Here is a 13375-nt window from a genome sequence, read left to right on the forward strand (position 1 = left end):
CGGTCACAGCAGCGGGCGCGGTCACAGCAGCGGCCTCTGCTTCTTCACGGCGATCTCGTACTCCTCGCGGGCGGCCTGCGTGTCCGACATCGTTGAGGTCTCGGCGACGGGGACGTCCCACCAGCCCTCGCCGTCGGGGGCGTAGACGAGCGGGTCGGAGTCGATGTGGATGAGCGTCGAGGTCGGTGCCTCACGGGCGGCGGCGACCGCCTCGGCGAGTCGGGTGCTCGCGTCCGGGCCCGGCGCGATCTCGACGACGTCGATCCCGTAGGAACGGGCGTTGGCGGCGAGATCGACGGGGAGGACCTCGTCGGTGCGGAAATCGGTCGCCTCGGCGTCGTACTTCCGGTACCACGTCCCGAACCGGGGCGCGCCCACGGTCTCGGAGAGGTGCCCGATCGACGCGTACCCGTGGTTCTGGACGAGGACGACGATGAGCTTGAGGCCCTCGGCGACGGCGGTGACGAGCTCGGTGTGGAGCATGAGGTAGGAGCCGTCGCCGACCATGACGATCGCGTTCCGATCCGCGGCCTCGACGGCGCTGCCGTCGGGTGGCACGGTCGAACCGTCGTCACCCTCTGCGGCGACGAGCGCATCGGCGGCGTCGATCGCGCGTCGCACGCCGAGCCCTCCGGCGATCTCGTAGCCCATGCATGAGAAGGCGTACTCGACGTGGTAGCCGAGGGGATCGCGGGTGCGCCAGAGTTTCTGCAGGTCACCGGGCAGGGAACCGGCGGCCTGGATGACGACGTCGCGAGGGCCGGCGGCGCGATTCACCGCGCCGATGATCTCCGCCTGGCCCGGCAGCGCGGCCGGCGTCGGCGCCACCGCGGCATCGACCGTCGCCGTCCACGCATCGCGTTCGGTCTCGACCCGACGCCGCAGCTCGGTGCTCACCCGATGATCGCCGAGGTGCTCGCGGAGACCGCGGATGCCCTCCCTGGCATCGGCGACGATGGGGAAGCGGCTGCCGTGCTTGAACGCGTCGAAGCCGGCGACGTTGAGGTTGACGAAGCGGACGTCCGGGTGGCCGAACACCGTGCGGCTGGCCGTCGTGAAGTCGCTGTAGCGGGTGCCGATGCCGATGACGACATCGGCGTCGGCGGCGATCCGATTGGCGGCCGTCGACCCCGTCGCCCCGATCCCGCCGAGGTTGAGGGGATGATTCCAGTCGAGCACCCCGCCGCCGGCCTGGGTCGTGGCGACGGGGATGCCCGTCGCCTCGGCGAAGGTGCGCAGCTCGTCCTCGGCACCGGAGTAGAGGACGCCGCCACCGGCGATGATGAGCGGGGTCTGCGCCTCCTCGATCGCCGCGACCGCGCGGGTGAGCGGCCCCCACTCCGGCAGCGGCCGGCGCAGATGCCAGTCGCGTTCGGCGAGGAACTCCTCGGGGACCTCGAGGGTCTCGGCCTGGACGTCCTCGGGCAGGGCGATCGTCACCGCACCGGTCTCGGCCGGGTCGGTGAGCACACGCATCGCGGCCAGGGCGATCGAGAAGAGCTGCTCGGGCCGGTCGACCCGGTCGAAGAACCGCGACAACGGCCGGAACGCGTCGGTGACCTGCAGTGATGTGTCGTGGGGGTGTTCGAGCTGCTGGAGCACGGGATCGGCCACCCGAGTGGCGAACGTGTCGGAGGGCAGGAGGAGGGCGGGCATCCGGTTCGCGGTCGCCAGAGCCGCGCCCGTGAGCATGTTCGCCGCCCCCGGTCCGACCGAGGCCGCCGAGGCGAACGTCGACCGGCGCCGATTCATCCGCGCGAAGCCGACGGACTCGTGGACCATCGCCTGTTCGTTGCGGGCCTGGTGGTAGGGCATCGCCCCCGGGTCGTCGTGCGCGAGCTGGCGCAGCGCCTGCCCGATGCCGGCGACATTGCCGTGGCCGAAGATCCCGAAGGTGCCCGCGATCGTCCGCTGCCGGATGTCCCCGTCGACGGTGTACTGGCGGGAGAGGAAGGTCATCAGCGCTTGGGCGACCGTCATCGTCGTGGTCATCTCAGTTCTCCTCCGTCGCATCTGCAGTCTCACGCCCGTAGGGCAGCCGGTCGTCGAACTCCTGGCCCTCCCACTGCTCCCGCACCCAGCCGTGCGCCGGATCATCGGAGATGAGCCACACGCGCTCGGGGTCGGGGCCGGCCATGACGTTGAGGTAGTAGTTGTCATAGCCCGGGGCGGCCGCGAGCGGCCCGTGATAGCCGAAGGGGACGAGGGCGACGTCGCCGGTGCGCACGATCGCCGAGGTCTCGATCTCCCCGGCCGGGGACGAATACGTCGTGAAGAGGGCGAACGGGTCGGCGGACGCGGGGGCGTCGACACCGCGGGAGACGGCCGTCTCGAAGTAGTAGATCTCCTCGAGGCGGGACTCCTCTCCGGCGATCGCCTCGTCGTGCTTGTGGGGCGGGAAGGACGACCAGTTCTCCGCGGGCGTGATGACCTCGCACGCGATGATCTTCACGCAGTCGAGTCCCGCGGGGGTCGCGAAGTTGTGGACCTGGCGGCTCGAGCGGCCCGCACCGCGGAGTTCGACGGGGACTTCGGCGGCGGTGAGGAACTGGACCGGGCGGGTCTCCGTCGTCGGGGCCTCGCAGACCGCAAGGCGACCGACCCCGCGCAGGCTCGCCGAGGCGCCCGTGGGCAGGTAGAGGCAGTCCGCGGGACCGTGGAAGACCGAGGGCCGGCCGGTCAGCGCCTGCGTTCCGGTCGTGCCGTCGGCCAGGGCGTAGTCGACGGTGAACGCCTCCCCGCTCAGCGGAACGATGACCCGTTCGACCGCCTCGGCGGGCAGATCGATGCTGCCGTCGCGGTCCCCGCTGCCGTCAGTCTCCGTGGGGACCGGACCGCCGAGGTCGGCGATCTTCAGCCCCGTGTGCGCCCAGCCCTCGAACGTCGCGTCGACGTTCGATTCGAAGCCGTCACGGGCGAGCGTTCCGCGGGGGTGGAACCATTCGTTGGTCATGCTGTGGCCCTCTCGGATCCGTGGACGAGCGCGGCGGCGCGGTCGACGGCCCCGGCGACGTCGCCGTCGGCGGGGTAGACGATCGAGCGGCCGATGACGAGACCGCGCACTCCCGGCAGTGCCAGCGCTGCCTCCCAGCTGCGGAACGTCGCCTCCGGGTCGTTCGAGCGCTCGCCGCCGAGGAGGAGGGTCGGCAGGGTCGTCGCGGCGAGGACGCGCTCCATGTCGTCGACGACGGGGATCTTCAGCCACGTGTGCGCCGAGGTGGTGCCGAGTCCCTGGGCGATGCCGATCGAGGTGATGACGGCCTCGGGGGTGAGGAGGTTGCGGACCTTCCCGTCGACCCATTCGCTGAGGAAGGGCTCGAGCATGACGGGGATGTCGTGCTCGGCGCACGCGTTGATGGCGTGGGCGTTGGCCTCGAGCGCCGAGGCGGTCGCCGGGTCGCCGAGGCTGATGCGCAGGAGGGTCTTCGCGAGGTCGATGCCGTCGCGGGCCATGCCGGCGGCGGTGTGGCCGGTGAAGCGGTCGTCGATCTCGAAACCGGAGCCGGCGAGCCCGCCGCGGTTCATCGAGCCGACGGCGAGCCGGTTCTCGAGGCAGCCGAGGAACGCGAGGTCGTCGAGGATGTCGGGGGTGGCGAGGACTCCGTCGACGCCGGGGCGGGCCAGTGCGGTCGCGAGCCGCTCGAGGAGGTCTGCGCGGTCGGCCATCGCGAGCGGGTCGTCGCCGACCTTGTTCGCGCCGCGGGCGGGATGGTCGGCGGCGACGATGAAGAGGCGGGAGTCGCTGCCGCCGATCGAACGCCGCGTCCGGGCCGACCAGGCGGCGGAGATCGCGCCCGGGTCGTCGAAGCGGGCATCGCGGAGGCGGGCGAGCGCGGCGGGGGAGAGGGTGGAGGTCGGCATCAGCGGTCCTTCGATGTCGCGGCGGCGGGGGTCGTGGTGTCATTCGCCGAGGCGGTCGGGGTGGTTCCGACGACGTCGGTGACCTCGGCGGTCGTGGGCATGGCGGTCGAGCATTCGCGGCGGGTCGCGACGATGGCGCCGGCGACGTTGGCGAAGCGCAGGAGGTAGTCGAGGTCCCAGCCGGCGAGCAGCCCGAAACACAGCGCACCGCCGAAGCCGTCGCCGGCGCCGAGGCCGTTGACGACGTCGACGGGGTAGGGCGGGACTTCGACGCGCTCGGTCGCGGTCTTCGCGAGCACCCCCTTGGGTCCCTGCTTGACGATCGCGAGTTCGATGCCGCGTTCCAGCAGGGCGTCGGCGGCACGGTCGGGGTCGGTCTCGCCGACGGCGATCTCGCACTCCTCGCGGTTGCCCACGGCCACGGTGACATGCTCGAGGGCACGGCCCACCTCGGCGGTGGCGGTGGCCGGATCGGACCAGAACATCGGGCGGTAGTCGAGGTCGAGGATCGTGTGCTCGGCGCGGCCCCGCGCCCGCCACGCGGCGTGGTGGGCCGTCCGGCTCGGTTCGCGGCTCAGCCCGGTGACGGTGGCCCAGAAGATCCGCGCCTGCGCGATCGCCGCGAGGTCGAGGTCGGCCTCAGTGATCGTGAGGTCGGGGGCGATCGGATCGCGGTAGAAGTAGAGCGGGAAGTCATCGGGCGGAAAGATCTCGCAGAACGTCACCGGCGTGTTGTGCTCGGAATCGGTGCCGACGAAGCGGTTGTCGACGCCGAGGCGGGTGAGCTCTGCCTTGAGGTAGCGCCCGAAGGGATCGTCGCCGGTCGCGGTGATGACGGCCGAGTCGAGCCCGTACCGTGCCGCGGCGACGGCGACGTTCGAGGCCGAACCGCCGAGGTATTTGCCGAAGGTCGCAACCTCGGCGAGGCCGACACCGTCCTGGAGCGGGTAGATGTCGACGCCGATCCGACCCATGCTGACGAGGTCGAAGGGCGCAGTCGAGCCGGTGGTGGTCTGCGGCTCCGAGGAGGGTGCCTGGGGCATGGGCGTTTCCGTTCCTTCCGTGCGGCGGCGTTGCCGTGAGTCCGTGGTCTGACGCAGTCCGAGCGGATGCTCAATCTTTGTCAGGACAAACTATTTGTCATGACAATATCACTCTTGGAGGCCTGCGTCACCCCCTTTTTTCGTCTCGGGGATCGTCTCGGCGATGCTGAGGATGGGGGCGCGTATCTGGCCGGCGCGCCGAGGGCCCGGCGGGGCAGATCGCTGCATGCCAGAACCCGGCGTGGCAGATCGCTGGGGCGACGACGGAGTCGGCGATCCGGCGCAGCTGCCCGCGGGGTCACCCCGCCGATCGCTGCGCCCGCGCGTCACCGGGCGACGAGGGTCGTCTCGAACGAGTAGAGATCGGGCCGGTAGCAGTGGTCTCCCCATTCGACGATCGCGCCGGAGTTGTCGAGTGCGGTCCGCTGCATCGTCAGCAGCGGTGCCTCGGCGGGGGTGTCGAGGAGATCGGCTTCGTCGGAGGCGGCAGCGCGTGCGCCGATGCGCTGGTGGGCGACGGAGAAGACGACCCCGCGCGCCCGCAGCGTCTCGTAGAGCCCGGTAGTGACGAGTTCGCCCGCCGTGATGTCGGTGAACGGCTCCGGCAGGATGTTGTGAAGGAGGGCGAGCGGAGTCGCCCCGATGAGCCGCAGTCGGCGCAGATGCAGCGTCGGTGCTCCCTCGGCGACGCCGAGGTGGTCGGCGGTGTCGCGGTCAGCGGCCATGACCTGGTGGGAGAGCACCGTCGTCGCCGGCTTGTTGCCCGACTTCTCGAGGTCCTCGTTGAGGCTCGTGAGATCGACGGCCCGGGCGACGGGTCGCTGGAGCACCTGCGTGCCGACGCCGCGGCGGCGCACGAGCATCCCCTTGTCGACGAGGTCCTGGATCGCCTGGCGGATCGTCGGCCGGGACAGGCCGAGGCGCTTGGCCATCGACACCTCGTTCTCCAGCCTCGTGCCGGCGGCGAGATCGCCCGCGGCGATCGCGGCTTCGAGCCGGCGGGCGATCTGGACGTAGAGAGGCGTCGCACCGCTCGCGCGGTCGAGGGGACCGAAGAACTCCTCGGTGAGCTCGATCTCGGGTGCACGCGCCATGTTCTCTCCTTGTTCTCTCCCCGAGCTTACCGGGCGCGGACGCCCGCCCGACCGCCTCGGCGCACTGGACCTTCCGACGTTCTCACGCCACGTGACCACGGGCGGTGAGGAGCACCTCGGCGGCGGTTTCGAGTCCTTCGATCCGGCCGAGATCCTCGTCCTCGTGTTCGATGTGGACGGCCATGTCCGGGTCGACGGCGTGGAGGGCCGCGACGAACCGGTCCCAGAACGCCTGGTCGTGGCCGCGGCCGAGGGCGACGAAATCCCACGCCGACTCCGCAGGCCACCGGCTGATCGCCGCATCCCCGCGGATCCGCGTGATCCGGTCGCCGGTGAAGCGGGTGTGGCGGTCATCGAGGACGCCGTGGATCGCGGCGGCCGGATTGATCCGCACGTCCTTGGCGGCGGCATGATAGACCCGCTCGCCGAGGTGGTCGATCGCGGCGATCGGATCGATCCCCTGCCAGAAGAGGTGGGAGGGGTCCATCTCCGCGCCGATGCTCTCCGCGTCCGCGGCATCGATGAGGCGTTCGAGGGTCGCGGGATTGAAGACGAGGTTGTGCGGGTGCATCTCGATGGCGATCCTCACCCCGTGGTCGGCGGCGAGTCGGTCGAGGTCGCGCCACACGGGGACCGCGCGGGCCCACTGGTCGTCGAGGATGTCGAGGAGGGAGGACTCCCAGGGATTGACGATCCAGGTGGGAACGGCCGCCTCGGCGCCGGCCCCGGGAAGACCGGACATCGTCACGACCCGGGTCTGGCCGAGTCGGTGCGCGACGCGGATCGCGCGGTCGATGTCGGCGAGAGTGGGCGGGCCGATGCGCGGATCCGGGTGGAGGGGATTGCCGTTGGCGTTGAGGCCCGCGAGTTCGACGCCCGCCTCGGCGAAGAGGCCGAGGTAGTCGTCGCGGGCGGTGTCGGAGGTCAGGATCTCATCGATCGTCGGCATGTGGACGGGTGGGAGGAAGCCGCCGACGTTGATCTCCGCCGCGTCGAGGCCGAGGTCGCGGATCACGGCGAGCGCCTCGGGCAGCGGGCGATCGTGGAGGATCGCCGTGTAGACGCCGAACTTCACGCCGTCACCTCCTCGCGGGCACCGGCGTGTGCCGCCGAGGCGATGACGGCGTCGCGCACCGCCAGGGCGTGAAGGCCCTCGCCGAAGGACGCGCAGCGGGGGAGGGAGTCGGCGGCGGGGCGACCGCCGACCTCCTGGAGGAAGGAGCGGGCCTGGAAGACGAAGCCGTCGTTCTGGCCGATGCCGATGCCGGGGGCCGCCATCGGCAGGCCATCGGCGATGTAGGGGTGGGCGGGGCCGAGCTGGACCGTCGTCAGCCCGTCGCGCAGCGGGTCGCCGCTCGTCGTGCCGAGGTCGATCGAGCCGGGCGAGCGCATGTCGAAGCGGGCCGAGCCGTTCTCGCAGAAGACCTCGACGGCCAGCGTGTTCGGGTGGCCGGCCGAGATGCGCGAGACCTGGATCGTGCCCGATCCGGTGGGGAATTCGACGCCGAAGCCGGCGTAGTCGTCGTTGGTCACCGGCTCGTACTCATCGCTGACCTCGACGTGGTCGTGGCCGATGACGTGACCGAGCGGCAGCGGGCGTTCGGTGATCGCGGTGTGGAACCGGCCGCCGGAGACCGCGAGGATCGGGCCGGCGATGAATTCGACGGTGTCGGTGAGGTGGCTGCCGAGGTCGGCAAGGGCCCCGGTGCCCATGTCGCCGGTGTAGCGCCAGCTCATCGGGGCCAGCGGTGAGCACGCGTAGTCGGTCCAATAGTGGGCGTCGATGTGGTGGACGGGGCCCAGGGTGCCGTCGGCGACGAGTTCGGCGATCGCGGCGATCCCGGGTGCGCGGCGGAAGGTGAAGCCGAGTCGCGCAATCGTCGGTGCGGCCTCGGCCGCGGCGACCATCGCCTCGGCGTCGGGGATGGTGTCGGTCAGCGGCTTCTCGCACAGGACGTTCTTGCCGGCGGCGAGCAGGGCCTCGACGAGCTCGCGGTGGAGGGAGTTCGCGACGACGACGCTGACGATGTCGATGTCCTCGGCGTCGACGATGGTGCGCCAATCGGTGTCGTAGCGCTCGTAGCCGAAGTGGGCGGCGGCCGCCTCGGCGACCTCGGGGACCATGTCGCACACGGAGACGAGCCGGACCGGGGGAGTGGATTCGCTGGGGGCTGCGCGCCAGGCGGCGGCGTGTGCGCGACCGGCCATGCCTGCGCCGATGACGGCGACGCCGAGAGTGTTGACCATGACTTCTCCTTCGAAGATCGAGGTGGGCACCTCCACCATAGCGAGATATTTGTCCGGTCAAAAGAGTTTCGGACGGTTAATTTGTCCAGACATTTAATCGAGGGTCGATTGAGACGCGATCGGGCCTCGGGTTCCCAGGAGACTCCCCGGTAACAGCATCAAGTCCCGTTGTATTCTCACAGTGGGCCGTCGGCCCGGCACGTCCCGTCAATGGTGGGAAGACGCTGATCAGCAGCGCCTATCCCGAACCGAGGAGTACACATGTCAGAGAAGCCTGCTGTCGTCCTGGTCCACGGATTCTGGGGAGGTGCCGCCCACTGGGCCGATGTCATCGTCGAGCTGAGCAAGATGGGCTACACCGACCTCCACGCGGTCGAGAACCCCCTCACCTCGCTCGGCGACGATGCCGAGCGCACGCGCAAGATGGTCGCCCAGATCGACGGCCCGGTCATCCTCGTCGGCCACTCCTACGGCGGTGCCGTCATCACCGAGATGGGCGACCAGCCGAACGTCCTCGGCCTCGTCTACATCGCGGCGTTCGCCCCCGACGCCGGGGAGAGCCCCGGCGGGATCACCCAGGAGATGCCGCCCGAGGGTGCCGCGAGCATCGCGCCTGATTCCGACGGCTACCTCTGGATCGCCCAGGACAAGTACCACGAGAACTTCTGCCAGGACCTCGGCGACGAGCAGGCCCTCGTCATGGCGGTGACGCAGAAGGCGCCGCTGGGCTCGACGTTCGAGGACATGATCACGGCTCCGGCGTGGAAGGCGAAGCCGACGTGGTACCAGGTCTCGACGCAGGACCGGATGATCGCCCCGGACAACGAGCGCCGGATGGCCGAGCGGATGCAGCCGCAGAAGACGATCGACCTCGACGCCAGTCACGCCTCGCTCGCCTCGCAGCCGAAGGCCGTCGCCGACCTCATCGACGAGGCCGCGACGACGATGATGGCGTGAGGCCGCTCCAGACACCGCTGGCGCCGGGTGATCGGCTGAGGTCGGCGGCCTGCATGCGGGGATCTGCCGCCTGACACGACGCCCCCGAGGGGAATCGAGCTCGAGAATCGTCATGATGTCGAGTCGGATCCGACTCGGGGGCGTCGCTGTGTCAGTGTGGGCGCCCTCGCCCGGTGACCTCAGTCCGTGGTGACCTCAGTCCGTGCCGGCGTCGAACGCGGCGGAGAGACCTGAACGGTCGGTCGCGGCATCGACGTCGACCGGGGAGCTTGCGATCTCCTCGGCGCCTCCGGCTTCGAGCGAGCCGACGAGCTCCGAGGTCGGGCCGGAGACGATGCCCATCGCCGCGTACTGCTCGAGGCGGGCACGGGAGTCGGCGATGTCGAGGTTGCGCATCGTCATCTGCCCGATCCGGTCCTCGGGGCCGAACGCGGCGTCGCCGACGCGCTCCATCGACAGCTTCTCCGGGTGGTAGGACAGGTTGGGGCCCTCGGTGTTGACGATCGTGTAGTCGTCACCGCGGCGCAGGCGCAGGGTGACCTCACCGGTGATCGCCGAGGCGACCCACCGCTGCATGGACTCGCGGAGCATGAGCGACTGCGGGTCGAGCCACCGGCCCTCGTACATCCGGCGGCCGAGACGGCGTCCCTCTTCGTGGTAGAGGGCGATGGTGTCCTCGTTGTGGATCGCGTTGAGCAGGCGCTCGTACGTGATGTGGAGCAGCGCCATGCCCGGGGCTTCGTAGATGCCGCGTGACTTCGCCTCGATGATCCGGTTCTCGATCTGATCGGAGACGCCGAGGCCGTGCCGGCCGCCGATCTCGTTGGCCTTGTAGACCAGGGCGACCGGGTCGTCGAAGACTTCGCCGTTGATCGCCACGGGCCGTCCGGCTTCGAAGCGGACGGAGACCTCTTCGGTCTCGACCTCGACGTCGTCGCGCCAGGCGGCGACGCCCATGATCGGTTCGACGATGTCGAGTCCGTTGTCGAGGAACTCGAGGCTCTTCGCCTCATGCGTCGCGCCCCAGATGTTCGCGTCCGTCGAATATGCCTTCTCCGCGGAGTCGCGGTACGGGTAGCCGTGGGCGACGAGCCATTCGCTCATCTCCTGCCGCCCGCCGAGCTCCTCGACGAACGTCGAGTCGAGCCACGGCTTGTAGATGCGCAGCTTCGGGTTGGCCATGAGGCCGTAGCGGTAGAACCGCTCGATGTCGTTGCCCTTGTAGGTCGAGCCGTCGCCCCAGATGTCGACACCGTCCTCCTTCATGGCGCGCACGAGCATCGTGCCGGTCACGGCCCGCCCCAGCGGCGTCGTGTTGAAGTAGGTCTTCCCGCCCGAGCGGACGTTGAACGCACCGCACTGGAGGGCGACGAAGCCCTCTTCGACGAGGAGGCGCTTGGCGTCGACGAAGCGTGCGATCTCCGCCCCGTACTCCTTCGCCCGCGCGGTCACGCCGTCGAGGTCGGGCTCGTCGTACTGGCCGATGTCCGCGGTGTACGTGCACGGGATCGCGCCCTTGTCGCGCATCCAGGCGACCGCGCACGAGGTGTCCAGGCCACCGGAGAAGGCGATGCCGACGTATTCGCCGACGGGCAGAGTTGAGAGAACTTTCGACATGGTCATCACTGTATCTCTCCGACGCCGTCCGTGTCGAATTGTTATGCAGAGCTATGTATTTTTATGTGCCAGCGCCGAGGCGGCCCGCCGTTCCGCTGCCCGTGGCCTGCCGTTTCGCCCCACAGGGCGGTCGGGGCGGGGCGCCGTGCAACCCGACGCCGTGCCGTGCGACACCCGTCCGATCGGTGCTGGTGGGCGCGACACACCCCTCGTGTCGGCCAAAAGTACTCTCGCCGGCGTCTAGTTGTGGGGCAATTTCACTTTTGGCCCGCGATGTCGCTGGTTGTTCGTCTTCTTGCCCGCGGAAGTACGTTTCGCACACACCCGTACTTTTCGCCGCCGCGACGGCTTGCGATGCCCCTCCGACTGGTGCACCGCGGGGCGACACGCCCTACGTGTCGGCGAAAAGTAGTTTCGCCGGCGACTAGTTGTGGGGCAATTCGACTTTTGGCCCGCACTGTCGCTGGCGGCTCAACTTCTTGCCCGCGGAAGTTCGTGTCGCCGGCCGTTTGACTTCTTGCCCGCAGGAGTGCGTTTCGCACACACCCGCACTTTTCGCCGCCGAGGTTCCGCGCGGCGCCCTTCCGGCCGGTGCAGCGCGGGCGACACACTCCTCGTGTCGGCGAAAAGTAGTTTCGCCGGCGCCTAGTTGTGGGGCAATTCGACTTTTGGCCCGCATTGACGCTGGCAGCTCGACTTCTCGCCCACGGAAGTGCGTTTCGCACACACCCGTACTTTTCGCCCGCAGAAGTGCGATTCCCACGCACCCGTACTTTTCGCCGCCAAGGCTCGGCGCGGCCGGGTCAGGGGCGCTGGTGGGATCGGATCGCCTCGGCGACGGCGATGGCATCGTCCTGCGGCGCATCGGACTTCCGATCCGGTCGCGCGATGAACAGGTAGAGGAACCCGGCGGCGAGGACGACGACGAGCCCGATGAGGACGATGTAGTCGGAGAAGAACGCGCCCGTATCGCCGGGCATCGCGAGGAGGATCATCGCGAAGACGCCGTACGCGAGGGCGGCGACGTTGACGACGGCGCCCCACGCCCCCAGCGACCACGGCCCGGCCGGCTTCCACCCCTTGGCCCGCTGCCGCAGGGAGGCGAGGACGACCATCTGGAACGCGAGGTAGATGCCGAGGATCGCGAACGAGGTGACGGCGACGAGGATGCCGTCGTTGAACCAGATGAGCACGCAGATCAGCGCCGGCGCGGTGCACGCGACGATCAGGGCGTTGCGGGGGACCTTCGTGCCCTCGGTGACCTTCGAGAGCCACCGGTGGCCGGGCATCATCCCGTCGCGGGCGAAGCTGAAGATGAGGCGCGAGGCGGCGGCCTGGAGGCTGAGCACGCAGGAGATGAACGCGAGGATCGCGATGAGGAGGAAGAGCTTCGCGCCGACCGGTCCGAGGCTGCCCTCGAGGATCGAGGGGATCGGGTCGGCGACCTCGCCGGCGACGATCGCGTCGAGGTTCGGGGCGGCGAGGACATAGCCGCCGAAGGAGAAGAGCGCGGAGACCGCCCCGACGATGATCGTCATGATCATCGCCTTGGGGATGCGGCGGGCGGGGTCCGAGACCTCCTCGGCGACGTCGGCGCACGCCTCGAAGCCGTAGAAGAGGAAGAGACCGGCGACGGCAGCACCCATGAAGGCGGCGAGGTAGCTGCCCTCACCGGCGACTCCCATTGCGTCGAAGAACACGGAGAACGGGTGCTTGCGCTCGAAGATGAGGAGGAAGAGGCCGAGCCCGATGACGCCGATGAGCTCGGCGAAGAGGCCGATGCGGGCGATCCGGGCGAGCCATTTCGTGCCGCTGAAGTTGATCGCCAGCGCCAGCACGAGAAGGACGAGAGCGAGGATGAGGGTGACGTTGCGGGTGAGTTCGAGTCCGAAGAGGCTCGCGACGAAGCCCGCCCCGAACTCCGCCACCGAGGTGATCGTCACGATCATCGCGCAGATGTAGACCCATGCGGCCATCCACGCGTACCGCTTGCCCCAGAGCCGACGGGTCCACGGGTAAATGCCGCCGGCGATGGGGAACTGGGAGACGACCTCGCCGAAGACGAGGGCGACGAGGAGCTGACCGGCGGCGACGATGACGATCCACCAGATCGAGGGCGGACCGCCGGCGGCCAGGGCGACGGCGAGCAGCGAGTAGACGCCGACGAGCGGGGAGAGGTACGTGAATCCGAGGGCGAAGTTCGCCCACAGGCTCATCGACCGGTCGAAGGAGTCGCTGTAGCCGAGGACGGAGAGATGGTCGCCATCGGAGAGGTGTCGGCCGGGGCTCGCCGAGGCGGGGGTGCCGGGGCCGTCGGCAGGGCCGGGTTGGGCGGATTGCTGGGGACTATCGGACATGGGGTGCACCTTTGCACGAATCGACGGTGATTCAACCAGCTCATCGTAGCTGACCAGGGACGAAGCCGAACCGGTAGGGCTGACGTGTCGGCCGTGGATTCGAGAGGCGGCTCGGCCGCGGGACGGAGGGGGAGATCATCCGCGCGCGGGAGGCCCGGCGGTCCGGGCGGTCGTACATTGGGGGGACGAGCACGCAGAG

The 13375-nt window shown here is 69.6% G+C and carries 10 protein-coding genes; 1 reads left to right on the forward strand and 9 read right to left on the reverse strand.

The window, feature by feature from the left end; translation table 11 throughout:
- Positions 1 to 21: 21 nt before the first annotated feature.
- From J9315_RS02385 to J9315_RS02415, 7 genes are all read right to left on the reverse strand, one after another.
- The gene (locus J9315_RS02385) at positions 22 to 1992 is read right to left on the reverse strand and encodes a thiamine pyrophosphate-dependent enzyme (protein WP_249120998.1); all 1971 of its coding nucleotides are present in this window, start codon (positions 1990 to 1992) and stop codon (positions 22 to 24) included.
- Between the two features lies 1 nt (position 1993).
- Positions 1994 to 2953, reverse strand: a complete 960-nt coding sequence (gene iolB, locus J9315_RS02390; protein ID WP_211978718.1) for a 5-deoxy-glucuronate isomerase — start codon at positions 2951 to 2953, stop codon at positions 1994 to 1996.
- Positions 2950 to 3861, reverse strand: coding sequence for a deoxyribose-phosphate aldolase (locus J9315_RS02395; protein WP_211978719.1), 912 nt, complete (start codon positions 3859 to 3861; stop codon positions 2950 to 2952). The genes iolB and J9315_RS02395 overlap by 4 nt, the downstream gene beginning before the upstream one ends.
- A complete protein-coding gene (gene iolC, locus J9315_RS02400) occupies positions 3861 to 4904 on the reverse strand; it encodes a 5-dehydro-2-deoxygluconokinase (RefSeq protein WP_249120999.1) in 1044 nt (347 codons plus the stop codon). Before iolC ends, J9315_RS02395 begins: the two co-directional genes overlap by 1 nt.
- Positions 4905 to 5230: 326 nt before the next feature.
- Positions 5231 to 5998, reverse strand: coding sequence for a GntR family transcriptional regulator (locus J9315_RS02405; RefSeq protein WP_198499720.1), 768 nt, complete (start codon positions 5996 to 5998; stop codon positions 5231 to 5233).
- A gap of 82 nt (positions 5999 to 6080) precedes the next feature.
- A complete protein-coding gene (locus tag J9315_RS02410) occupies positions 6081 to 7073 on the reverse strand; it encodes a sugar phosphate isomerase/epimerase (protein WP_211978720.1) in 993 nt (330 codons plus the stop codon).
- The gene (locus J9315_RS02415; RefSeq protein ID WP_211978721.1) at positions 7070 to 8245 is read right to left on the reverse strand and encodes a Gfo/Idh/MocA family oxidoreductase; all 1176 of its coding nucleotides are present in this window, start codon (positions 8243 to 8245) and stop codon (positions 7070 to 7072) included. The genes J9315_RS02410 and J9315_RS02415 overlap by 4 nt, the downstream gene beginning before the upstream one ends.
- A 261-nt stretch (positions 8246 to 8506) precedes the next feature.
- On the opposite strand from J9315_RS02415, the gene J9315_RS02420 reads away from it, so the two are divergent.
- Entirely contained in the window at positions 8507 to 9202 is a 696-nt protein-coding gene (locus tag J9315_RS02420; RefSeq protein ID WP_198499717.1) for an alpha/beta hydrolase, read from the forward strand.
- Between the two features lie 195 nt (positions 9203 to 9397).
- Here the strand turns inward: J9315_RS02420 and argG are convergent, their stop codons facing one another.
- Both argG and J9315_RS02430 read right to left on the reverse strand, forming a co-directional pair.
- Complete coding sequence (gene argG, locus J9315_RS02425; protein WP_198499716.1) at positions 9398 to 10819, reverse strand: argininosuccinate synthase; 1422 nt, start codon at positions 10817 to 10819, stop codon at positions 9398 to 9400.
- 803 nt (positions 10820 to 11622) lie between these two features.
- The gene (locus J9315_RS02430; protein WP_232623716.1) at positions 11623 to 13176 is read right to left on the reverse strand and encodes an amino acid permease; all 1554 of its coding nucleotides are present in this window, start codon (positions 13174 to 13176) and stop codon (positions 11623 to 11625) included.
- Between the last annotated feature and the right edge of the window lie 199 nt (positions 13177 to 13375).

Origin of the sequence: Brevibacterium sp. W7.2 (genome assembly GCF_018137945.1) — a bacterium.
In the GTDB taxonomy this organism is placed as follows: domain Bacteria; phylum Actinomycetota; class Actinomycetes; order Actinomycetales; family Brevibacteriaceae; genus Brevibacterium; species Brevibacterium sanguinis.

Excerpts from the sequence above, each read along its gene's own strand:
- J9315_RS02385 (WP_249120998.1), bottom strand. The coding sequence starts at position 1,992 with ATGACCACGACGATGACGGTCGCCCAAGCGCTGATGACCTTCCTCTCC.
- iolB (WP_211978718.1), bottom strand. The coding sequence starts at position 2,953 with ATGACCAACGAATGGTTCCACCCCCGCGGAACGCTCGCCCGTGACGGC.
- J9315_RS02395 (WP_211978719.1), bottom strand. The coding sequence starts at position 3,861 with ATGCCGACCTCCACCCTCTCCCCCGCCGCGCTCGCCCGCCTCCGCGAT.
- iolC (WP_249120999.1), bottom strand. The coding sequence starts at position 4,904 with ATGCCCCAGGCACCCTCCTCGGAGCCGCAGACCACCACCGGCTCGACT.
- J9315_RS02405 (WP_198499720.1), bottom strand. The coding sequence starts at position 5,998 with ATGGCGCGTGCACCCGAGATCGAGCTCACCGAGGAGTTCTTCGGTCCC.
- J9315_RS02415 (WP_211978721.1), bottom strand. The coding sequence starts at position 8,245 with ATGGTCAACACTCTCGGCGTCGCCGTCATCGGCGCAGGCATGGCCGGT.
- J9315_RS02420 (WP_198499717.1), top strand. The coding sequence starts at position 8,507 with ATGTCAGAGAAGCCTGCTGTCGTCCTGGTCCACGGATTCTGGGGAGGT.
- argG (WP_198499716.1), bottom strand. The coding sequence starts at position 10,819 with ATGTCGAAAGTTCTCTCAACTCTGCCCGTCGGCGAATACGTCGGCATC.
- J9315_RS02430 (WP_232623716.1), bottom strand. The coding sequence starts at position 13,176 with ATGTCCGATAGTCCCCAGCAATCCGCCCAACCCGGCCCTGCCGACGGC.